We start from the raw sequence: 22,867 nt of genomic DNA, 5'->3' as shown, positions 1-22,867 counted from the left end.
TATTCCCACTTTTTCCAGTAGCTGGTCTGTCCAACGGTTTATCGATACAGGCTGGCTGCGACATTTCGTTAGCTTGATTTCAGGATAATTATGAGCAAGAGCACCGCTGAGATCCGTCAGGCGTTTCTCGATTTTTTCCATAGTAAGGGACACCAGGTTGTTGCCAGCAGCTCCCTGGTACCGAACAACGACCCGACTTTACTGTTTACCAACGCCGGGATGAACCAGTTCAAGGATGTGTTCCTTGGTCTCGACAAGCGTAATTATTCCCGCGCCACAACCTCACAGCGTTGCGTGCGTGCGGGCGGTAAACACAACGACCTGGAAAACGTCGGTTACACCGCGCGTCACCACACGTTCTTCGAAATGCTGGGTAACTTCAGCTTCGGCGACTATTTCAAACACGATGCCATTCAATATGCGTGGGAACTGCTGACCGGTGAAAACTGGTTCAACCTGCCGAAAGAGCGTCTGTGGGTTACCGTCTATGAAACCGATGACGAAGCCTACGAAATCTGGGAAAAAGAGGTCGGTATCCCGCGCGAGCGCATTATTCGCATCGGTGATAACAAAGGCGCGCCATACGCGTCTGACAACTTCTGGCAGATGGGTGATACCGGTCCTTGCGGTCCGTGCACCGAGATCTTCTACGATCACGGCGACCACATCTGGGGTGGACCTCCTGGCAGCCCGGAAGAAGACGGCGATCGCTATATTGAGATCTGGAACATCGTCTTCATGCAGTTCAACCGTCAGGCAGACGGTACCATGGAGCCGCTGCCGAAACCGTCCGTTGATACCGGTATGGGCCTGGAGCGTATTGCCGCCGTTCTGCAACACGTTAACTCCAACTACGAAATTGACCTGTTCAGCACCCTGATCAAAGCCGTTGCGGAAGTGACCGGTGCGACCGATCTGAACAACAAATCGCTGCGCGTGATTGCAGACCACATTCGTTCCTGTGCGTTCCTGATTGCCGACGGCGTAATCCCGTCGAATGAAAATCGTGGCTACGTGCTGCGTCGTATCATTCGTCGTGCGATCCGTCATGGCAACATGCTGGGCGCGAAGGACACCTTCTTCTACAAACTCGTTGGGCCACTGATTGGCGTGATGGGTGCAGCCGGTGACGAGCTGAAACGCCAGCAGGCGCAGGTCGAGCAGGTTCTGAAAACCGAAGAAGAGCAGTTTGCCCGTACGCTGGAGCGCGGTCTGGCGCTGCTGGATGAAGAACTGGCAAAACTGAAGGGCGACACGCTGGATGGCGAAACCGCTTTCCGCCTGTACGACACCTACGGCTTCCCGGTTGACCTGACGGCGGACGTTTGCCGTGAGCGTAACATCAAAGTTGACGAAGTGGGCTTCGAAGCCGCGATGGAAGAACAGCGTCGTCGTGCGCGTGAATCCAGCGGTTTCGGCGCAGACTACAACGCGATGATCCGCGTTGATAGCGCGTCTGAATTCAAAGGCTACGACGCACTGGAACTGACCGGTAAAGTGACCGCCCTGTTTGTTGACGGTAAAGCCGTAGACAGCATCAGTGCAGGTCAGGATGCGGTTGTCATTCTGGACAAAACGCCGTTCTACGCTGAGTCCGGCGGCCAGGTTGGCGATAAGGGCGAACTGAAAGGCAATGGTTTCAGCTTCAGCGTAAGCGACACCCAGAAATTCGGTCAGGCGATTGGTCACCAGGGCAAACTGGTTTCCGGTTCGCTGAAAGTGGGCGAGGGCGTGCAGGCGAATGTTGATGAAGCACGCCGTGCGCGTATTCGTCTGAACCACTCTGCAACCCACCTGATGCACGCTGCCCTGCGCGACGTGCTGGGCACCCATGTTGCACAGAAAGGTTCTCTGGTTAATGACAAAGTGCTGCGTTTCGACTTCTCGCACTTTGAAGCGATGAAACCGTCGGAAATCCGTGCGGTGGAGGATCTGGTGAACGCTCAGATCCGTCGTAACCTGCCGATCGAGACCCATATCATGGACCTCGAGGACGCGAAGAAAAAAGGTGCGATGGCGCTGTTTGGTGAGAAATATGACGAACGTGTCCGCGTACTGAGCATGGGCGACTTCTCGACCGAACTGTGCGGTGGTACTCACGCATCGCGCACCGGTGACATCGGCCTGTTCCGCATCGTTTCCGAGTCGGGTACGGCGGCTGGCGTGCGTCGTATTGAAGCGGTAACCGGTGAAGGCGCAATTGCCAGCCTGCATGCGCAGAGCGATCAGCTGCACGACATCGCGCAGCTGCTGAAAGGCGATAGCCAGAATCTGGGCGAGAAAGTGCGTGTTGCGCTGGAGCGAACCCGTCAGCTGGAAAAAGAGCTCCAGCAGCTGAAAGAACAGGCTGCGGCGCAGGAGAGTGCAAACCTCTCCAGCAAAGCGGTAGACATTAAGGGCGTCAAACTGCTGGTCAGCGATCTGGCGGGCGTTGAGCCTAAGATGCTGCGTACTATGGTCGACGATCTCAAGAACCAGCTTGGTTCTACCGTTATCGTGCTGGCGACAGTGGCAGAAGGTAAGGTTTCTCTGATTGCGGGCGTCTCTAAGGATGTGACCGACCGCGTAAAAGCAGGGGAACTGATTGGTATGGTCGCCCAGCAGGTGGGTGGCAAGGGAGGCGGTCGTCCGGACATGGCGCAAGCCGGTGGTACGGATGCGGCGGCACTTCCGCAAGCTTTGGCCAGCGTAGAAAGCTGGGTGAGCGCGAAACTGTAATAACTACAAAGCACAATCAGACGCCATAGCGGCAACGTTATGGCGTCTTGTTCACTGTGCTATCGATAACGATAAAGTCAGGTTGAGTTTGTGTATATCGGCTAAACTTACGTTTAACAGAATGTGATGCCGTGACTGCTTACACTTTACGTGTTTGTCATCGCTTACTTTTTGGCGTTATATGATGGATAATGCCGGGATACAAGAGACCCGACTCTTTTAATCTTTCAAGGAGCAAAGAATGCTGATTCTGACTCGTCGAGTTGGTGAGACCCTCATGATTGGGGATGAGGTCACCGTGACAGTTTTAGGGGTAAAGGGTAACCAGGTACGTATTGGTGTTAACGCTCCTAAAGAAGTATCTGTCCACCGTGAAGAGATCTACCAGCGTATCCAGGCTGAAAAATCCCAGCAGTCCAGTTACTGATATTGTCGCGTCTCGCTGTCGGGCGAGACGCAACCCTCCTGTCATTTTTCCTGCTCAACGTTACCGTTTCATTTCAACCGCTCTCTTTTTAACCACTCTACTATTCTTAACGCGCCCCAACCCCAGCCTTTCTACAAACGTTTTTTGAGAAGTTCGATGCAAAATCCGCTTATAAAACACCCTCTTTGCGGGTTTTACATGCGAATTGCGTGTGATTTGTGCAAACGATAAAAGCTTTTGGAAAATTGTTTGACTTATAAGTCCCAGAAAGTAATATATGCGCCACGCAGCGACGAGAAGCTCTTAACGAGTTACTCGAAGCACTCGAAAGAGGCGTTGTGTGGTGAGGTGGCCGAGAGGCTGAAGGCGCTCCCCTGCTAAGGGAGTATGCGGTCAAAAGCTGCATCCGGGGTTCGAATCCCCGCCTCACCGCCATTTTGCATCCGTAGCTCAGCTGGATAGAGTACTCGGCTACGAACCGAGCGGTCGGAGGTTCGAATCCTCCCGGATGCACCATCTATTACTTCATATTGCTTTCGAAGTGATATGAATATCGAGCAGTACAGTAGTAAATCCCGATGCATCCGTAGCTCAGCTGGATAGAGTACTCGGCTACGAACCGAGCGGTCGGAGGTTCGAATCCTCCCGGATGCACCATTTACTATTTCTGAAAGCAGTTCCCTGATGCATCCGTAGCTCAGCTGGATAGAGTACTCGGCTACGAACCGAGCGGTCGGAGGTTCGAATCCTCCCGGATGCACCATTTACTGTTTCTTAAAGCATTTCCCTGATGCATCCGTAGCTCAGCTGGATAGAGTACTCGGCTACGAACCGAGCGGTCGGAGGTTCGAATCCTCCCGGATGCACCATATTCTCCGAGATAACAGCCATACTGTTGTTTCAAGGTCTGCGAGTTAAACGCAAGCACCAGGGAGGATAACGTTGCTTCAGCAACGGCCCGTAGGGCGAGGCGTAGCCGAGTAATCCTCCCGGATGCACCATCTCTTCTTATCGTCTCCTTCGATGTTTAGTTCTTAATCACTCTCATTGTTATCACTTCGCAATCAGCGACAAAAACCACCATTTACGATAAAGTAATGCTTTGTTAATCGTTTAGCGAGAGCACGATGTACGCACAGTATGACGGTTTGATCTTCGATATGGATGGCACCCTGCTGGATACCGAACCCACGCATCGTCAAGCCTGGACCGAGGTCCTGGGCCGCTACGGTATGCGTTTCGACCTGCAAGCGATGATAGCCCTCAACGGATCCCCAACCTGGCGTATTGCGCAGGCCGTGATTGAACTGAATCAGGCCGATCTCGACCCCTACCTGCTCGCGCGCGAAAAAACCGATGCGGTTAAAGCCATACTGTTAGACACCGTACAACCTTTACCCCTTATCGACGTGGTTAAAGCGTGGCACGGACGTCGCCCTATGTCTGTCGGCACGGGCAGCGAGAGCGCGATTGCAGAAGCCTTGCTCAACCATCTTTGCCTGCGCCACTATTTTTCAGCTGTCGTCGCTGCCGATCATGTTAAGCGTCACAAGCCAGCACCGGACACCTTCCTGCTCTGCGCAGAATTAATGGGCGTACCGGCGGCAAAATGCGTCGTGTTTGAGGATGCCGATTTTGGTATCCAGGCCGCACGTGATGCCGGAATGGATGCGGTGGATGTGCGCTTACTGTGAGTGACGCATTGTCACTTGCCTCATTATTCGCCAGCAGTTTTTTAAGCGCCACGCTGTTACCGGGAAATTCGGAAGTGGTGCTGGTGGCGATGTTGTTGTCCGGCGTCAGTCAGCCCTGGCTACTTGTATTAATAGCAACAATGGGTAATAGCCTTGGAGGGCTGACTAACGTTATTCTTGGGCGTTTCTTTCCGCTGCGCAAAACGTCGCGCTGGCAGGAAAAGGCAGTTGGCTGGCTAAAACGCTATGGCGCTGCCACGCTGTTATTAAGCTGGATGCCTGTAATAGGCGATTTACTGTGTCTGCTGGCGGGATGGATGCGCATCTCCTGGGGACCGGTGCTCTTTTTTTTGTGCCTTGGCAAGGCGTTGCGCTATGTTCTCGTGGCGTGGGCAACACTACAGGGTATGACGTGGTGGCACTAATTGGTGGAATGAATACGCGACCTTCAATCGTCAACCATTACAATTATGCTGAGTAACATTACTTTGACAGGCGGGAGGTCAATTTGATCCCGGACGTATCTCAGGCGCTGGCCTGGCTGGAAAACCACCCTCAGGCTCTGAAGGGTATTCAGCGTGGTCTTGAGCGTGAAACGCTGCGCGTTAACGCGGACGGTAGCTTAGCGACGACGGGTCACCCGAAGGCGTTAGGCTCGGCGCTGACACATAAATGGATCACAACCGATTTCGCTGAAGCGCTGCTGGAGTTCATCACGCCGGTGGACGGCGATATTGATCACATGCTGACAATCCTGCGCGATATTCATCGCTATACGGCGCGCAATCTTGATGACGAGCGTATGTGGCCGCTCAGCATGCCGTGCTATATCGAACAGGGCCAGGAGATTGAGCTGGCGCAGTACGGCACGTCAAATATCGGTCGGCTGAAAACGCTCTATCGCGAAGGTCTGAAAAATCGCTACGGCGCATTGATGCAGACCATCTCTGGCGTGCACTACAATTTCTCGCTGCCGATGGCGTTCTGGCAGGCGAAAGGGGGAGAAACGGACAAAGAAGCGATCTCAGCCGGGTATTTCCGTCTGATTCGCAACTATTACCGTTTCGGCTGGGTGATCCCGTATCTCTTTGGCGCGTCACCTGCCATTTGCTCTTCGTTCCTGCAGGGGAAACCCACCACGCTGCCGTTCGAAAAGACCGAGTGCGGCATGTACTATCTCCCGTACGCGACGTCTCTGCGCATGAGCGATTTGGGCTATACCAATAAATCGCAAAGCAATCTCGGTATTACGTTTAACGAATTGCACGAATATGTGGCAGGATTGAAGCGGGCGATCAAAACCCCGTCGGAAGAGTACGCGAAAATCGGCCTCGAAAAAGACGGCAAACGCCTGCAAATCAACAGCAACGTGTTGCAGATTGAAAACGAACTGTATGCGCCGATTCGTCCTAAGCGCGTGACGCGCAGCGGTGAAACCCCGTCGGATGCGCTACAGCGCGGCGGCATTGAATACATTGAAGTACGTTCGCTGGATATCAACCCGTTCTCACCGATTGGCGTTGATGAGCAGCAGGTTCGCTTCCTGGATCTGTTTATGGTCTGGTGTGCGCTGGCGGATGCGCCGGAAATGAGTGCAGACGAACTGCTTTGCACCCGTACAAACTGGAATCGCGTGATTCTGGAAGGGCGTAAGCCGGGTCTGACGCTGGGTATTGGCTGCGAAACGGCACAGTTCCCGCTGACCAAAGTGGGTAAAGATCTGTTCCGTGACCTGAAGCGTGTTGCCCGGACTCTGGACAGCATTGACGGCGGCGACGCCTACCAACAGATCTGCGACCAGTTGGTAGAGTGCTTCGATAACCCGGAACTGACATTCTCAGCACGCATTCTGCGTTCTATGATTGATCAGGGCATTGGTGGTACCGGGCGTGCACTCTCCGCGGAGTACCGTGAGATGCTGATGCAGGAGCCATTAGAGATCCTGCGCGAAGCGGATTTTGAAGCAGAACGCGATGCGTCCGTGGTGCGTCAGAAAGAAGTTGAAGCGGCGGATACGGAGTCGTTTGAAGCGTTTCTGGCGAAACAGGCTTGAACCAAAAGAAAAAGGCCACATCGCTGTGGCCAAAATATACATCTCTGAATTCAGGGATGATGATAACAAATGCGCGTCTTTCATATACTCAGACGCGCATTGTGTAGAAGAGTTCAGTTTATTTTAAAAAAAATCACTATCGGAGGTGACGTATGCCGTTATTAGATAGCTTTACTGTCGACCATACCCGTATGGAAGCACCTGCAGTCCGCGTGGCAAAGACCATGCACACCCCGCACGGCGACACGATCACCGTCTTCGATCTGCGCTTCTGCGTGCCGAACAAAGAAGTGATGCCAGAGAAAGGCATTCACACGCTGGAGCACCTGTTCGCCGGATTTATGCGCGACCACCTGAACGGTAACGGCGTTGAGATTATCGATATCTCTCCGATGGGCTGCCGTACCGGTTTCTACATGAGCCTGATCGGTCAGCCGGAAGAGAAACGCGTTGCAGACGCGTGGAAAGCAGCCATGGAAGACGTGCTGAAGGTGAAAGAGCAGAACCAGATCCCAGAGCTGAACGTTTACCAGTGCGGGACTTACCAGATGCACTCTCTGGAAGAAGCGCAGGACATCGCTCGTCACATCATCGAGCGTGATGTTCGCGTGAACAGCAACGAAGAGCTGGCCCTGCCGAAAGAAAAACTGCAGGAACTGCACATCTAGTGCACCTTTTCCCTCTCCCACCGGGAGAGGGTAGGGTGAGGGTTGTTTAGCCCATGACCACAACCTCAACGTTCTCCTTTACCCATCGTCCCCTTGTTCCGTTTGCCCATGATTACGTTCATGGCGACAGTGAGCCATGGCACCAGCACGATTGCGCGCAGCTGCTGCACAGCCTGACGGGCGTCGTGCGGGTCGAAACGGCATCTGGCTGTTGGGTGGTGCCCCCCGGTCGCGGCGTCTGGCTTCCTGCGGGGACACAACACGCCCTGCGCATCACCGGTAGCGTAGCGGCGCGAACGCTGTTTATTGATCCACTGGCGCGAGCCGATCTCCCGGCCACGTGCCAGATCGTGCAGATCTCGCCGCTGTTGCGCGAGCTGATCCTCTCCGCCCTCTCACTGCCTGAATCGTACTCACCGGGAAGCCGTGACGAGCGCGTGTATGAACTCATTCTGGATGAACTTCGCATCATGCCGGTGCTGCCGTTTCATCTGCCGGAGCCGGAAAGTGAACCGTTACGACAGCTGTGCCGACAGATCCGTCAGTCGCCAGGAGAGAGCTGGAACAGTCAACAGAGCGCGAGCGCGCTTGGCATGAGCGAGCGCACGCTGAATCGTCATTTTCAGCAGCAGACGGGATTACGCTACAGCGAGTGGGTGAGAAGGGCGCGGCTGCTGGAAGCCTTAGTGCGGCTGGCGCAGGGCCAGCCGGTATTAGGTGTGGCGCTGGATCTGGGTTACGGCAGCCACAGCGCCTTTACGGCCATGTTCCGCCGGGTGATGGGTATCTCACCCAGCGATTATTTTAAGAACGACTGACCGCATTAAAGAGCGCCTGAAGCGATGCGCGTGCAACGTCGCTATCAATGCCTACGCCCCAGCGGCTGGTACCGTCCTGGAACAGACAGCGAATGTATGCCACCGAGCGGCTGTCGCTGCTTTCACCCAGCGTGTGTTCGTGATAATCCTTAATTACAAACGGCGCGTTGATCCAGCGGCTCAGGCCATGAGCGGCAGCGGACAGCAAGCCATTCCCGTGTCCCTCAAGCTGACGCGTCCCCCCCTGCGTTGCGACGCTTGCCGTTAAACGCAACTGGCCATCCTGCTGACTGTCGCTGCGGTACGATTGCAGCGCAAACTGCGGTGTTTCCACCAGACCGTAGCGGGTGCGGAACAGCTGCCACAGTGCATTTTGCGTCATCTCTTTTCCGTGGCGGTCGGTTTCCTGCTGCACGTGCTGGCTGAAATCCTGCTGCAGGGCGCGGGGCAGTTTCAGCCCATGATTTTGCTCGATAAGCCACGCGCTACCGCTTTTCCCTGACTGGCTGTTCACGCGGATCACCGCTTCATAGGTGCAGCCGATATCCTGAGGGTCAACAGGCAGGTAGGGCATCTCCCAGCGCTCGCCAGGCTTGCGGGCATCAAAGCCTTTTTTGATCGCGTCCTGGTGCGAACCGGAGAAGGCGGTGTAGGCCAGCCGTCCTGCCCACGGATGGCGCGGGTGTACCGGCAGCTGGTTGCAGGTTTCCACCACTTCCACCACCCGGTTCATATCGCTAAAGTCCAGGCCGGGGCTAACGCCCTGGCTGTAGAGGTTCATCGCCAGCGTCACCAGGCAGACGTTGCCCGTCCGCTCGCCGTTACCAAACAGACAGCCCTCGACGCGGTCAGCCCCGGCCATGACGGCCAGCTCCGCGCTGGCGACGCCGGTGCCGCGGTCGTTATGCGGATGCACGCTGATGCAGACGTCGGCGCGGCGGCTGAAGTGACGGCAGAAATATTCAATCTGATCGGCATAGACGTTTGGCGTACTGACTTCAACGGTGGCCGGTAAGTTGATGATCATCGGACGCGCATCGCACGGCTGCCAGATCTCTGCCACGGCCTCACAAATTTCCAGCGCAAACTCCGGCTCGGTAAAGCAGAAGGTTTCCGGTGAATATTCATACTGCCAGTGGGTATCCGGGTTCTCTTCACACAGCTGACGAATAAGGCGGGTGGAGCGCGTAGCCAGCTCGACGATTTGCGCCTTCTCCATGCCAAACACCAGACGACGGAACAGCGGGGCGGTGGCGTTATAAAGATGTACCGTGGCCTGCTTTGCGCCGCGCAAGGACTCAAAGGTGCGGACGATCAGATCTTCCCGCGCCTGCGTGAGCACCTGAATGGTGACGTCATCCGGGATGCGGTTCTCTTCAATCAGCTGGCGAACAAAGTTGAAGTCCGTCTGTGAGGCGGAAGGAAAGGCGACCTCAATCTCCTTAAAGCCGCAGCTCAGCAGAAGTCCCCAAAACTGGAGTTTGCGGGCGCTGTCCATCGGCTCGGCCAGCGCCTGGTTGCCGTCGCGTAAGTCGGTTGAGAGCCAGCGCGGCGCGCGGGTGATGCGCTGCTCCGGCCAGCGGCGATCGGGCAGAGAGAGAGTAGGGTAAGGCGTGTATTTGTCTGCGGGTGTGTTCAGCATGGTGCGCTCCTGTTGTCTTTTCACTATCGTGACGAGATTTCAGGCGCGCTGCTTTATCGGAAATGACAATTGCTATCGCGTTTTGGACAACCGGGCCTACGGATGGCGGCCCGGTTATCGTAGGCCGGGTAAGGCGTAGCCGCCACCCGGCAACCGCCGCAGAGGACTAGTGCGCGCCACCGCCCCCGCCACCGGCACCAAACGGTGGTCTGGCAAACCACACCAGCCCCAGCAGTACGATGAAGATCCCTGCCGAAATCCAGAAAATCTCGTTAGCCGAGATAATCAGTCCCTGGCTGGTGATCTGCTGGGCAATCCAGCCGGATGCCTGCTGCTCCGTCATCCCCATGCCCTGCAGCTGGCTGTACATCTGCTGGGCATTCGGGTTGTACGGATTCACCGCTTCGGTCAGCTGGGCATGGTGCATCGATTCACGGTTCGTCCACAGGGTGGTGGTGATCGACGTCCCGATGGAGCCCGCCAGCGTTCGGGTGAAGTTCGACAGGCTCGACGCCGCCGCCAGACGCTCAGGGGGTAAGCCGGAGAGCGTGATGGTGGTTAGCGGCATAAAGAAGCACGCGACCGCGAAGCCCTGAATAAACTGCGGCCACGCCGAGGCGCCAAAGTCCATTCCTGGCTCGAAGGTATACGCACGCCAGTAGAAGCACACCGCGTACATGATGAAGCTGAACGTCACCAGACGACGCATGTCGAGCTTATGGGCGAAGCGGCCAATGATCGGCGACAGCAGAACCGGGATCACTCCAACAGGTGCAGACGCCAGCCCCGCCCAGGTTGCGGTATAGCCATACACCTCCTGCAACAGCTGTGGCAGCAGAACAATCGCGCCGAAGTAGAGCATATAGGCGAGGCTGATACACAGACAGCCGATGGTGAAGTTTCGCGACTTAAACAGCGAGAGATCGACTATCGGGTTGTCGTCCGTCAGCTCCCAGACAATCAGGAAGCTGAGCGACACCACCGCGACAATGGTCAGGATGACGATCTCCTGCGAGTTGAACCAGTCGAGCTCTTTACCCCGGTCGAGCATGATCTGCAGGCTACCGATACCCAGGATCAGCAGCGCCAGCCCGATGCTGTCGATACGCCGCTGTTCGGTGCGCGTCTCTCGTCCCCGCAGCGATTGCAGCGTCATTAATACCACGACGGCGCCAATCGGTACGTTGATGAAGAAGATCCAGCCCCAGTGATAGTTATCGCTGATGTATCCGCCGAGAATGGGTCCGCAGATAGGCGCGACGATCACGGTCATTGACCAGAGCGCCAGCGCGACGGAGCGTTTCGCAGGGGGATAGTTGCTCAGCAGCAAACTCTGGGAAAGCGGGATCAGCGGCCCGGCGACAATCCCCTGAATGACGCGGAAGAAAATCAACATCGTCAGGCTGTTTGACATGCCGCATGCCCAGGAGGCCAGCACAAACGCCACCGTAGACCACAGGAACAGCTTCACCTCACCGACGCGCTTTGCCAGCCAGCCGGTGATCGGAATGGAGATGGCGTTTGCCACCCCGAATGAGGTAATGACCCAGGTCCCCTGGCTCAGCGACGAGCCAAGGTTACCGGCGATGGTCGGGATCGCCACGTTTGCGATGGTGGAGTCCAGCACCTGCATGAATGTCGCCAGCGACAGCGCGATGGTCATAATGACCAGCTGCGCGCCTTCCAGCGGTTTTTGCGGCTTTTGCTGTTGCATAACGCTCACCTTCGGATTAACCGGCGTTTGCCTTCACGATGTCATCGATCAGCTTGTTGACCGGATCGAGGCTAATTTCACGGGCGTTACTTTCATAAGCCGGGCTGCTACGCACCTGGCTTGCCAGGATCTGACCGTCGCGGTTCGCGGTGTCAACCGTCACAAGCGTTGAGAGGCCGATACGCAGCGGGTGATCCGCCAGCTGTTTTGCATCCAGTTCAATACGCACAGGCAGACGCTGAACCACTTTGATCCAGTTACCGGTGGCGTTCTGCGCAGGCAGCAGGGAGAAGGCGCTGCCGGTACCCATGTCCAGGCCAACCACTTTCCCGGTGTACTTCACGTCATCGCCGTAGATGTCGCTGACAACCGTCGCGGTCTGGCCGATACGCATATGGGCAAGTTGCGTCTCTTTAAAGTTAGCGTCTACCCACAGATTGTCTGCCGGAACGACCGCCATCAGCGGCGTGGTCGGGCTGATCTGCGCCCCAGGCTGGACGGAACGGCGGGAGACATAGCCGGTCATCGGGCTGACGATTTTGGTACGCTGCAGGGCTAGCCATGCGTTACGCACTTCAGTCGCCGCCTGCTGCACGGCGGGCTGGTTTTCAAGGCTGGTGCCCAGCACCATTGCCTGGTTGGCATTGTACTGTTGAATCGCCACATCCAGCTGGGCCTGAGCGCTGGCAACGGCATCGCGGGCGTGTTGCAGCTCTTCACGGCCAATCAGGTTGGCGGTGCCGAGCGGTACGCGGCGGTTGAGGTCGCTCTGCGCCTGTGCGAGTGCCGTTTTCTGCACGTCGATATTGGCCTGCAGCTGTTTGCTGTTGATCATCAGCTGGCGGGTCTGACGAACGCTGGAGGCCAGCGCGGTCTGGGCTTTCTCAAATGCCTGCTGCGCGTCAGTCGGATCGAGGGTGACCAACACATCGCCTTTTTGCACAAAGTCGGTATTGTCAGCCCAGACTTTCGTCACGCTGCCCGACACCTGCGCCATAATCTGTACCTGGTTCCCTGCCACGTAGGCGTCGTCTGTCTCTTCAGCATGACGCAATACTAAAAACCAATAGATCCCATATGCCACGGCAATAATAATAAAGAGCAAGGTCAACAGAAGAAGGGCACTTTTACGTTTGCCTTTCTTGTTGGCCGGTTGCTGCGGGTTAGTGCTCTCCGCATTTGCGCTCATTGTTGTTCTCCACGATCTTCTTATTTTCACATCGGCTGAGCCGACCTGTTGTCAGAAAGGCCAGCAGTGTGACGTGCTGGCCTGTCGGTTTTCTTATGAATCTGGATTGTTGAGCGTGTCGTCGCGTTAGCGCAGCGCCTCAAGAATGGCGCCATCTTCATCCATCTGATCCAGACGGGTGAGCAGCTTGCGCGTGATGTGCTCAAGCTGGTCGCGCTCGGCGGTGCTGAGGGCAGACCAGAGTTTGTGCAGGCAATTGTGCTGAGGTGGCAGTACCTCACGCAGGAATTCGTGACCTTTGTCGGTCAGTTGCAGATGCAGGCAACGACGATCGTTGTCGCTTTCACGGCGTTCAATCCAGCCGCGCTTTTCCAGCTCATCGGCAATACGGGTTGCGTTGGTACGGGAAGAGCCCAGCGCGCAGCTCAGCTCAGAAGGCTGAATACTGTGGTTTTCCTGAGACTCCAGCGTAATCAACGCCATAAACAACGTCTCGTTAATCCCTTGAGCTTTCAGCATCTTATTACGGTTTTCCAGAAGCTTACCCTGCATGTGCATGCACAGGCGAGTCAGCAGGATTTCCTGATACGGGAAGTCCTCATGGCGACTGGCGCGGAATTTAAGCATTTGTTCAATGGGCGTAAACGAACTATCCATTTGGGCATAACCTCATTAATTACAGCCGATATAGTAACGACAGTGACAAATAATGTAAATGAATTATTTGTGCGGTTATATCCGCCAAATGAATGTCACCGTCAGAAAGCGCCGGGTAAGTCCGTGACCCGGTGAGCACAGAAAGAGTAGGGTGTGAACCCGTAGAAGAGAGGATGTGAGGACGGGGGTCTGAACTATTCATGCCAATTGTAGATATGTCACCCACATTAAAATTTCTGGGATAAATGATTACGTTTACATTAACAGACTGCAGGGCCCCTTTATACCCTAAGAGGCCCAAAGCAATGTAAAACTTAGTGAATCGCCTCCTGGCGATGGTAGCCGCGCCACCATACAAGAAGGTTGAGCGCGGCAACGATGGCCCCAATCCCACACACGCCCGACCAGCCGGCATGCTGCCACGCCGACGCTGAAATTAATGAACCGGCAGCACCACCAATGAAGTAGCTGGTCATGTATCCGGCGGTGAGGCGATTACGCGCTTCGGGTTTCACGCGATAAATCACGGTCTGATTAGTAATGTGGACACCCTGTACGGTGAGGTCGAGTACCAGAATACCGACGATCAGCGCCAGCACCGAGACGTGTCCATACCAGATCGCCGCCCAGGAGAGCAGGAGCAAAACCAGCCCGGCGGTGGTGGTCAAATGTGATTTGCCTTTGTCGGCCAGCCCACCCGCCGGACGCGCGCCCAGCGCGCCCGCAGCACCGGCCAGGCCGAACAGACCAATGACGCCTTCAGAATAGTTAAACGGCGGTGCCGCGAGCAGAAACGCCATTGAGGTCCAGAGAATACTGAAGTTGGCGAAGGTCAAACATCCCAGCAGGGCGCGGGTGCGCAGGAGTTTATCCTGAGTGAACAGGCTGAACACGGAGGCCAGAAGCTGCGGATAGTTAAGATGGTTCTCTTGCTTCACCTTCGGCAGGCCGCGCCACAGCGCCAGCGCCATCACCACCATTAACACGCTCGCCACCCAGTAAACGGTGCGCCAGCCGCCAAGGCTTGCCAGTAGTCCTGCCACGGTACGCGCCAGCAAAATCCCCAGCAGCAGGCCGCTCATGATGGTACCCACTACCTTGCCACGTTTGTCCGGTGAGGCCAGCGTCGCGGCGAGGGGTACCAGGATTTGCGCGACGACGGAGAACAGCCCGGTCAGCGCGGTACCGACGATCATCATCGTCAGCGACTGGCTGCTGGCGGTGATCAGCATGCCACCTGCCGCCAGCAGCGTCATCGAAACAATCAGCATCCGGCGTTCAAACATATCGCCAAGCGGCACCAGGAACAGCAACCCGGCGGCGTAGCCGAGCTGTGCCGCCGTCACGATGAAGCCAGCGGAACTGGCAGAAAGGTTGAACGCGCGGGCGATGGTGTCGAGAAGGGGTTGCGCGTAATAGTTGCTGGCGACGGCCAGACCCGTTGCCACGGACATTAAAAGGATAAGTGCGGGGCTAAGCCCTGGAGTTGTTTTTGTCATGAGTTTCAGGAATCGTTCGTTAAGTGATTATTTTTCCGGAAACCATAATAGCGAATGATTGTTAAGGTGGGGGGATTGTTGGGTGATGGATTGTGCGGTTTAGGGGGAGTGCGCGGTCTGGTGCCCCCTCACCCCGGCCCTCTCCCCAAAGGGGAGAGGGTGTATCACGTCCCCTCTCCCCTTTGGGGAGAGGGTTAGGGTGAGGGGCAAGGCTTTGTGCTTTACTTCTGCGCCGCAAGCGCCTCTTTCACCCAGCCGTCAAACTGCTGCTGGTGGGCTTTGATCCAGCCGTCGACGTGACCTTTGACATCCGCTTCAGACGATTTGCCCGCATGCATCATGGCGTTCTGAGCATTGATATCCGCCAGCGGCAGTTTCATTACCGAGAACAGTTTTGCTGCCGCCGGGTTTTTCTCGGCCCACGCTTTGTTCGCCACAATATGCATGGTATTCACCGGGAAGCCATAGTTCATGCCGTTCGGCAATTTGGTGTCAATATCCTTCTGCTCGCCCGGCAGGGAGGAGAATGGCACCTGCAGCCACACCACGTCTTTACCCGGCTTCAGCACGTCGCTCACCCAGTACGGCGTCCAGGTGTAGTAGATCACCGGTTTACCCTCTTTGAAGCGGGCAATGGTGTCGGCCATCATCGCCGAATAGTTGCCGTGGCTGACATCAACCGTCTTCGCCAGGTCATAGGCTTTGTTCTGGTGATTAATCACCGCTTCACAGCCCCAGCCCGGTGAGCAACCCATCATGTCGGCTTTACCGTCACCGTTGGTGTCGAACAGTTTGGCGATCTTCGGATCTTTCAGCTGTTCAATATTGGTGATGTGGTACTTATCGGCGGTTTTCTTGTCGATCAGATAACCCTGCGCTGCACCGGTTACGAAGGTGCCTTCACGATAGAATTTCTTGTCGCCACCGGCGGCGGCATACATATCGTCGTGCAGCGGCTGCCAGTTCACCGCGGTAAAGGTGGCATCACCGGAGGCAATCGAGGTATAGCCCACGTTGTAATCCACTTCGCTCGGCGTGTTGACCGTGTAGCCCAGTTTTTCCAGGGCTCGGCTGACGATGAGCGTCTGGAAGCTCTCTTCCGAAATGGTGCTCTGCACCGGCTGCACGGTGATGCCTTTACCCGGCAGGTCAGCTGCAAACGTGCTGGTGGAGACAAGGGTGGCAAACGCTGTGGCAAAAAGTACGTTATGTCGCATCGTTGTTCCTTATTTTGATTTCGTGAAAGGGCGGGTGAATAACCCGACAGGGCCGGTGGTATACCAGCGACGGTTGCCGCGACTGCGTGAATCACGACCGACAGCCTGTGTCAGGCGGTCAAGAATAATGGCGAGGATCACAATGCCCACGCCGCCGACGGTAGCCAGCCCCATGTCGAGACGGCCAATACCGCGCAGCACCATCTGGCCCAGACCGCCCACGGCGATCATTGAGGCAATGACCACCATCGACAGCGCCAGCATCAGCGTCTGGTTAACGCCAGCCATGATGGTTGGCATCGCCAGCGGGAGCTGAACCTTAAACAGCATCTGACGCGGGCTGGCACCAAACGAGCGTGACGCTTCGATCAGATCGGCCGGCACCTGGTTAATGCCCAGGATGGTCAGACGAATAATCGGCGGCAGGGCGAAGATAATGGTTACCACCACGCCCGGCACGTTACCGATACCGAACAGCATTACGATAGGCACCAGATAGACGAATGCCGGTGTGGTCTGCATCGCATCCAGCAGCGGACGAATGATCTTCGCCGCCCGCGGGCTACGTGCCAGCCAGATCCCCATCGGCAGGCCGATGACAATACAGAAGAGCAGGGCTGTCAGCACCAGTGCCAGGGTGATCATCGCCTGCGACCAGGCGCCAATGGCGCCAATGGCAATCAGCGAAATCAGCGTGGCGATCCCCATTCCTGCGCTACCGAACTGCCAGGCGATCAGCGAGAACAAAACGATCGCGACCGGCGCTGGCATACCGAGCATCAGCTGCTGGAAGCCGTTGAGGATGTAATCCACCGGGACGCGGATCCCCTGAAAGAGCGGACGAAAATGCGTTACTACCCAGTCGATCCCCTCCGTGACCCAGCTATCGAGTGGGATCAGCGTTTTATGGAACGGATCCATAATGTTGAAGTGTTCTGGCGCAGGCGCAGGTGCGCTGTTGAGCCAGTCCGCCGCGCCACCGCCATCGGCAGGTGCTGGCGTGGAGCCCCACGCATCGGCAGATTGCGCAGCGCTGTCCGCTGCTTCAGTGGTGCCCCACGGGTTAGATTGATCGGTCATTGTTTGCTCCCTCGCGATCTAAAGCCTGCAGCAACATGCGTTTTGAGATGATGCCGACGTACTGTTGTTCTTCCCCGACGACCGGAACGGCACACGGCGCCTGGCCGACGTGGGAGAGCAACTCGCTGAGCGGCGTTTCGGCGTCCACGGCAAGGGGAGCGTCAATTAACGCCGCATCGATTCCCTGATTTTCGCTAAGGGCGGTTTTCAGGGAGTCGATGGAGACAATGCCGACAAATTTATTGCCGCGTTCAACCAGATAACCGTATTCACGGTCTTCGTCCTGCAGAAGCTTAAGCGCGGAGCGTGGGCCGAAACCTGGCGTTTTACGGATAATGCCGTTTGGCGTTCGACGGGCAATATCTTTCGCGCTAAACACATGGCTAATATCCACGCCGCGGAAGAAGGTACGCACGTAATCATTTGCCGGATTATTCAGTATTTCATCCGGCGTGCCGACCTGCACCACCTCACCATTTTGCATAATGGCAATGCGGTCGCCAATACGCATGGCTTCATCTAAATCATGGGAAATAAAGACAATGGTTCGCTGATGTTTTGCCTGTAATTTTACCAGCTCATCCTGCATCTCGGTGCGAATTAACGGGTCGAGCGCGGAGAAGGCTTCATCCATTAATAATATGTCTGGATTAATGGCTAATGCGCGGGCTAAGCCCACACGCTGACGCATCCCGCCGGAAAGTTCATCCGGGTAGGCGTGAGCATAATTTTCGAGCCCAACCTGACGCAGCGCATCAAGCGCTTTTTCCTGACGTTCTTGCGCAGCAACGCCCGCTAATTCCATACCGAAAGCGGCATTATCCAGCACCGTCATATGCGGCATTAGCGCGAATGACTGGAACACCATTGCAATCTTCTTTCTGCGCACCTCGCGGAGCTCTGCGTCTGATATTCTGGCGATATCCACGCCGTCAATCAGCACCTGTCCGCGGGTGGGTTCAATCAGGCGATTGAGAAGGCGAACCATAGTGGATTTACCCGAACCGGATAACCCCATGATGACAAAAATCTCGCCTTCTTCAATGGCCAGACTGGCGTCTTTAACGCCAAGCGATAGCCCGGTTTTTTCCAGAATTTGCTCTTTCGTAAGGCCTTTTTCAATATATTTGAATGCGCGCTGTGGATGCTCGCCAAATACTTTATAAAGATTTTTCACTTCTAATTTAATTGCCATGCAATAGAGAGTGTCCTGTTATTTGTTTATGCCAATATGATTACCATGGTAAATTGTTAACGGGCATAACCCTAACATACTGAGAATCTGAGACAACCCTGCGTTTGCTTATGGTGGGGAGTTTCAGGTAAGCGAAACGGCTGAATTTCCCATGAGTAAAGGGCTGAGCGTCATTTGAGTTTTTCTTAAATTTTTGCTGCTGCATCGGGGAATTTCGCCTGAATCGGTGTGATTCAGGCGAATATGACGGAGGAATTACAGTGTAGTTCCCAGGGAAATATTCTGGTAGAAATAAAGGGATTTATATTTAATTAATGAACGTTAATTCACTCATTAAAAATCCCAGTCTTCGTCTTTCGTCTCCACCGCTTTGCCCATCACATACGATGAACCGGACCCGGAGAAGAAATCGTGGTTTTCGTCGGCATTAGGCGACAGCGCCGCCAGAATGGCCGGGTTCACTTCCGCCATCTCCGGCGGGAACAGCGCCTCGTAACCAAGGTTCATCAGCGCCTTGTTGGCGTTGTAGCAGAGGAACGCTTTGACGTCTTCTTCCCAGCCCGTTCCGGCGTACAGCTCTTCGGTATAGCTCAGCTCGTTATCGTACAGATCCATCAGCAAATCGAGCGCAAACCCTTTTAGTTCATCGCGTTTTTCCGTACTGATTTTCTCCAGACCTTTCTGGTATTTATAGCCGATGTAATACCCGTGCACCGCTTCATCCCGAATGATGAGCCGAATCAGGTCGGCGGTGTTGGTGAGCTTGCCCCGGCTCGACCAGTACATTGGCAGCCAGAAGCCAGAGTAGAAGAGGAAGGATTCCAGAAACACGCTGGCGACCTTCTTTTTCAGCGGCTCGTCGGCCCGATAATACTCAAGCACCAGCGCAGCCTTGCGCTGCAATGACGCGCTCTCTTCACTCCAGGCGTAAGCCGCATCCACGTCTTTGGTCTGGCACAGCGTGGAAAAAATCGAGCTGTAAGAGCGGGCGTGCACCGCCTCCATAAAGCTGATGTTCGACATCACCGCCTCTTCATGCGGTGTCAGCGCGTCAGCCATCAACGCCGGGGCACCAACGGTGTTCTGGATGGTGTCCAGGAGCGTCAGGCCGGTAAAGACGCGGATCGTCAGCTGTTGCTCGGCATGGCTCAGGGTTTGCCAGGCCGGAATATCATTGGAGAGCGGGACTTTTTCCGGCAGCCAGAAGTTGCTGGTCAGGCGGTTCCATACCTCCAGATCTTTATCGTCCTGGATTTTGTTCCAGTTAACGGCATTCACGCGTGACAGTTTCATCCTTTCTCCTTACAGCGCGCAGGACACGCAGCCTTCGATTTCGGTGCCTTCCAGCGCAAGCTGGCGCAGGCGAATGTAGTAAAGCGTTTTGATGCCTTTCTTCCAGGCGTAGATCTGCGCTTTGTTGATATCCCGCGTGGTGGCGGTATCCGGGAAGAAGAGCGTCAGCGACAGCCCCTGATCCACGTGTTTTGTCGCTTCGGCGTAGGTATCGATGATTTTTTCCGGGCCGATTTCATACGCATCCTGATACAGCGCCAGGTTGTCGTTGGTCATAAACGGGGCAGGGTAGTAAACGCGTCCGGTCTTGCCTTCCTTGCGAATTTCAATTTTCGACACAATCGGATGAATGCTCGACGTGGCATGGTTGATATACGAGATAGACCCGGTCGGCGGCACGGCCTGGAGGTTCTGGTTATAGATACCGTGGCGCATCACCTCATCACGCAGCTGCTGCCACATCTCGCGCGTCGGCAGGGTTATCCCCGCGCGGGCAAAGAGATCGCGCACTTTTGCAGTTTTCGGCTGCCACTCGCCTTCAAGATACTGGTTAAAATATTCCCCGCTGGCGTAGCGCGACTGTTCAAATCCCGCGAACCGCTGGTTGCGCTCGCGCGCCAGCATCATTGAGGTGTGAAGCGCATGCCAGGTGATGGTATAGAAATAGAGGTTAGTAAAATCCAGCCCTTCCGGACTGCCGTAGGCGATGCCTTCGCGTGCCAGGTAGCCGTGAAGGTTCATCTGCCCCAGGCCGATAGCGTGCGATGCGGCGTTACCCGCTTCAATGGAGGGCACGCTGCGGATGTGGCTCATGTCCGATACCGCCGTCAGTCCGCGAATGGCCGTCTCCACCGTGCGGCCGACGTCAGGGGAATCCATGGTGTGGGCGATATTCAGCGACCCGAGGTTACAGGAGATATCCTTGCCGATAGCCGCGTAGTCCAGGTTCTCGTCGTATGTTGACGCGCTGTTGACCTGCAAAATCTCCGAGCACAGGTTGCTCATGTTGATGCGTCCGGCAATCGGGTTCGCGCGGTTTACCGTATCCTCGTACATGATGTACGGATAGCCAGACTCAAACTGGATTTCTGCCAGCGTCTGGAAGAAATCGCGGGCATTGATGGTTTTTTTGCGGATGCGCTCGTCGGCTACCAGCTCCTCGTAGCGCTCGCTGATGGCTACGTCGCCAAAGGGTTTGCCGTAAATACGCTCAACGTCATACGGCGAAAAGAGCGCCATCTCGGCATTCTCTTTGGCCAGTTTAAAGGTGATATCCGGGATCACCACCCCCAGCGACAGGGTTTTGATACGGATTTTTTCGTCGGCATTTTCGCGTTTGGTATCCAGAAAACGCAGAATATCGGGATGATGCGCGTGCAGGTAAACCGCCCCGGCGCCCTGGCGTGCGCCAAGCTGGTTGGCGTAGGAGAATGCATCTTCCAGCATCTTCATCACCGGGATCACGCCGGAAGACTGGTTTTCAATGCGCTTGATCGGCGCGCCCGCTTCACGCAGGTTCGAGAGCAGAAACGCCACGCCGCCGCCGCGTTTGGAAAGCTGAAGCGCCGAGTTTACCGCACGGCCAATCGACTCCATATTGTCTTCGATGCGCAGCAGGAAGCAGGAGACCAGCTCGCCGCGCTGGGCCTTACCGCAGTTGAGAAACGTTGGCGTGGCGGGCTGGAAGCGCCCGGCGAGGATCTCCTCCATCAGCCGTTCAGCCAACGCTTCATCGCCCTGGGCAAGGGTCAGCGCCACCATCACGACGCGATCTTCAAAATGCTCCAGGTAACGTTTACCGTCGAAGGTTTTCAGGGTGTAGCTGGTGTAATACTTCCACGCGCCGAGGAAGGTCTGGAAACGAAAACCGCTCGCATGCGCGCGCTCGAAAAGCTTCACCACGAAGGCGCGGTCGTAGCGGGTCAGCACGCGCTCCTCGTAATAGCCCTCTTTAACCAGAAAGTCGAGGCGTTCCTGCTGGTTGCCAAAAACGACGCTGTTTGGACGGACGTGGGCGGCAAAAAAGGCCTCCACCGCCTCATGATCTTTGCCAAACTGAATGCGCCCCTCCCGATCATAGAGGTTAAGCATCGCGTTTAATGCGTGGTAATCAGGTGTTGCCTGGATTATCCGTTCTGCGGTTGTCGTTGCCAAAATTCGTTCACTCCTTTTCGCACATTTTCTACGTCCTGCTGTGTCCCCATCAGTTCGAAGCGATAGAGATACGGCACGCCGCATTTCTGAGAGATGACATCCCCGGCGCGGCCAAAGGCATCGCCGAAATTGCGATTGCCTGCCGCGATCACGCCACGGATAAGCCTGCGGTTATGCGGATCGTTAAGAAAGCGGATCACCTGGCGAGGCACGGCGCCTGCCGTACCGCCACCGCCATAGCTGGGCACCACCAGAATGTAAGGTTCGTCTACCTGAATACGTTCCCGCTCATTAAGCGGAATACGCACCGCAGGCAGCCCGACGCGCTCGATAAAGCGAAGCGTGTTTTCCGAGCTGCTGGAGAAGTAGACCAGCCCACTCATGCGCTGGCGGCCTGGGCGCTCAGACGGTTAATCATGTCCGGGCGAAAGCCGGACCACCGGGTTTCACCGGCAATGACCACAGGGAGCTGACGGAATCCCTGCGCCCGAAGGGTCTCAGCGGCCTCAGGCTGCTGGTCGATATTCACCATCTCAAAAACCATTCCACGGCTTTCCATCGCCCGTTTGGTGGCGTGGCACTGAACACAATTGTTACGAGTGTAAATAATAATGCTCATGATTCGCATTTCCATTTAAAATGAGAGAGCGGCGCGAGTCATCGCGTCAGGTTGCGTGTGTCTTGCTAAAGGGAATACTAGATGTAGTTATCTTAAGTTTCAACCATACAAGATATGGGAAATTCAGATTGATGTTGCCCTGGTGATGAGCTCAGCGGGGCAGGGCGGGCTGCACGGGTTTTTCAAAGGATAAGGCAAAGAAAAGCCCCGGCGCCTGAGGCCACCGGGGC

Annotated in this window: 19 protein-coding genes and 5 tRNA genes; 12 read left to right on the top strand and 12 right to left on the bottom strand. The window is 55.7% G+C overall.

The genetic code is table 11. The features are described from left to right. The first annotated feature begins 90 nt into the window (after positions 1-90). The 12 genes from alaS (at position 91) to ACOTY9_RS11700 (ending at position 8,378) form a co-directional block, all read left to right on the top strand. Positions 91-2,718 carry an alanine--tRNA ligase gene (alaS, locus tag ACOTY9_RS11755; RefSeq protein WP_014884976.1) on the top strand — a complete coding sequence of 876 codons (2,628 nt, stop codon included), beginning with the start codon at positions 91-93 and terminating at the stop codon, positions 2,716-2,718. A gap of 241 nt (positions 2,719-2,959) precedes the next feature. After that, positions 2,960-3,145: a carbon storage regulator CsrA gene (gene csrA, locus ACOTY9_RS11750; RefSeq protein WP_000906486.1), complete on the top strand. Its 186-nt coding sequence runs from the start codon at positions 2,960-2,962 to the stop codon at positions 3,143-3,145. 342 nt (positions 3,146-3,487) lie between these two features. After that, a tRNA-Ser gene (locus ACOTY9_RS11745) sits at positions 3,488-3,580 on the top strand. A 4-nt stretch (positions 3,581-3,584) separates the two neighbouring features. Further along, positions 3,585-3,661, top strand: a tRNA-Arg gene (locus tag ACOTY9_RS11740). Between the two features lie 64 nt (positions 3,662-3,725). Further along, positions 3,726-3,802 (top strand) — tRNA-Arg (locus ACOTY9_RS11735). Between the two features lie 29 nt (positions 3,803-3,831). Then, positions 3,832-3,908 (top strand) — tRNA-Arg (locus ACOTY9_RS11730). Between the two features lie 29 nt (positions 3,909-3,937). Further along, positions 3,938-4,014: transfer RNA gene (locus tag ACOTY9_RS11725), tRNA-Arg, on the top strand. 258 nt (positions 4,015-4,272) lie between these two features. Beyond that, positions 4,273-4,839 (top strand): fructose-1-phosphate/6-phosphogluconate phosphatase, encoded by a 567-nt coding sequence (yqaB, locus tag ACOTY9_RS11720; RefSeq protein WP_348565867.1) that lies wholly within the window; start codon positions 4,273-4,275, stop codon positions 4,837-4,839. Continuing rightward, positions 4,836-5,264 (top strand): YqaA family protein, encoded by a 429-nt coding sequence (locus ACOTY9_RS11715; RefSeq protein ID WP_014884974.1) that lies wholly within the window; start codon positions 4,836-4,838, stop codon positions 5,262-5,264. Before yqaB ends, ACOTY9_RS11715 begins: the two co-directional genes overlap by 4 nt. An 83-nt stretch (positions 5,265-5,347) precedes the next feature. Next, entirely contained in the window at positions 5,348-6,892 is a 1,545-nt protein-coding gene (gene gshA / locus ACOTY9_RS11710; RefSeq protein WP_063862305.1) for a glutamate--cysteine ligase, read from the top strand. Positions 6,893-7,044: 152 nt separating this feature from the next. After that, positions 7,045-7,560, top strand: a complete 516-nt coding sequence (luxS, locus tag ACOTY9_RS11705; protein ID WP_014884972.1) for an S-ribosylhomocysteine lyase — start codon at positions 7,045-7,047, stop codon at positions 7,558-7,560. A gap of 53 nt (positions 7,561-7,613) precedes the next feature. After that, a complete protein-coding gene (locus tag ACOTY9_RS11700) occupies positions 7,614-8,378 on the top strand; it encodes an AraC family transcriptional regulator (RefSeq protein WP_014884971.1) in 765 nt (254 codons plus the stop codon). Here ACOTY9_RS11700 and leuA read toward each other — a convergent pair. From leuA to nrdH, 12 genes are all read right to left on the bottom strand, one after another. Then, positions 8,365-10,020 (bottom strand): 2-isopropylmalate synthase, encoded by a 1,656-nt coding sequence (gene leuA, locus ACOTY9_RS11695; RefSeq protein WP_348565866.1) that lies wholly within the window; start codon positions 10,018-10,020, stop codon positions 8,365-8,367. The two genes, ACOTY9_RS11700 and leuA, sit on opposite strands and share 14 nt — an antisense overlap. A 166-nt stretch (positions 10,021-10,186) precedes the next feature. Further along, positions 10,187-11,734, bottom strand: a complete 1,548-nt coding sequence (gene emrB, locus ACOTY9_RS11690) for a multidrug efflux MFS transporter permease subunit EmrB (RefSeq protein ID WP_014884969.1) — start codon at positions 11,732-11,734, stop codon at positions 10,187-10,189. 16 nt (positions 11,735-11,750) lie between these two features. Beyond that, a complete protein-coding gene (gene emrA, locus ACOTY9_RS11685; protein WP_014884968.1) occupies positions 11,751-12,923 on the bottom strand; it encodes a multidrug efflux MFS transporter periplasmic adaptor subunit EmrA in 1,173 nt (390 codons plus the stop codon). Positions 12,924-13,049: 126 nt separating this feature from the next. Further along, on the bottom strand, positions 13,050-13,580 hold the full coding sequence (gene mprA / locus ACOTY9_RS11680; protein WP_014884967.1) for a transcriptional repressor MprA: 531 nt from the start codon (positions 13,578-13,580) through the stop codon (positions 13,050-13,052). Positions 13,581-13,894: 314 nt separating this feature from the next. Continuing rightward, a complete protein-coding gene (locus tag ACOTY9_RS11675) occupies positions 13,895-15,079 on the bottom strand; it encodes an MFS transporter (RefSeq protein WP_014884966.1) in 1,185 nt (394 codons plus the stop codon). Between the two features lie 221 nt (positions 15,080-15,300). Beyond that, positions 15,301-16,296: a glycine betaine/L-proline ABC transporter substrate-binding protein ProX gene (gene proX / locus ACOTY9_RS11670; RefSeq protein WP_023331143.1), complete on the bottom strand. Its 996-nt coding sequence runs from the start codon at positions 16,294-16,296 to the stop codon at positions 15,301-15,303. Positions 16,297-16,305: 9 nt separating this feature from the next. After that, the gene (gene proW / locus ACOTY9_RS11665) at positions 16,306-17,376 is read right to left on the bottom strand and encodes a glycine betaine/L-proline ABC transporter permease ProW (protein ID WP_014884964.1); all 1,071 of its coding nucleotides are present in this window, start codon (positions 17,374-17,376) and stop codon (positions 16,306-16,308) included. After that, positions 17,360-18,571: a glycine betaine/L-proline ABC transporter ATP-binding protein ProV gene (gene proV, locus ACOTY9_RS11660; RefSeq protein ID WP_014884963.1), complete on the bottom strand. Its 1,212-nt coding sequence runs from the start codon at positions 18,569-18,571 to the stop codon at positions 17,360-17,362. Before proV ends, proW begins: the two co-directional genes overlap by 17 nt. A 333-nt stretch (positions 18,572-18,904) precedes the next feature. Then, entirely contained in the window at positions 18,905-19,864 is a 960-nt protein-coding gene (nrdF, locus tag ACOTY9_RS11655; RefSeq protein WP_014884962.1) for a class 1b ribonucleoside-diphosphate reductase subunit beta, read from the bottom strand. 9 nt (positions 19,865-19,873) lie between these two features. Continuing rightward, positions 19,874-22,018 (bottom strand): class 1b ribonucleoside-diphosphate reductase subunit alpha, encoded by a 2,145-nt coding sequence (gene nrdE, locus ACOTY9_RS11650; RefSeq protein ID WP_348565864.1) that lies wholly within the window; start codon positions 22,016-22,018, stop codon positions 19,874-19,876. Continuing rightward, positions 21,991-22,401 (bottom strand): class Ib ribonucleoside-diphosphate reductase assembly flavoprotein NrdI, encoded by a 411-nt coding sequence (gene nrdI / locus ACOTY9_RS11645; protein ID WP_014884960.1) that lies wholly within the window; start codon positions 22,399-22,401, stop codon positions 21,991-21,993. Before nrdI ends, nrdE begins: the two co-directional genes overlap by 28 nt. Then, entirely contained in the window at positions 22,398-22,637 is a 240-nt protein-coding gene (gene nrdH / locus ACOTY9_RS11640; protein WP_014884959.1) for a glutaredoxin-like protein NrdH, read from the bottom strand. The genes nrdI and nrdH overlap by 4 nt, the downstream gene beginning before the upstream one ends. Positions 22,638-22,867 lie beyond the last annotated feature (230 nt).

Source organism: Enterobacter cloacae complex sp. SHL012, from assembly GCF_049237505.1.
Taxonomy (GTDB): Bacteria; Pseudomonadota; Gammaproteobacteria; order Enterobacterales; family Enterobacteriaceae; genus Enterobacter; species Enterobacter kobei.
This window is presented reverse-complemented; position numbering and strand designations above follow the sequence as displayed.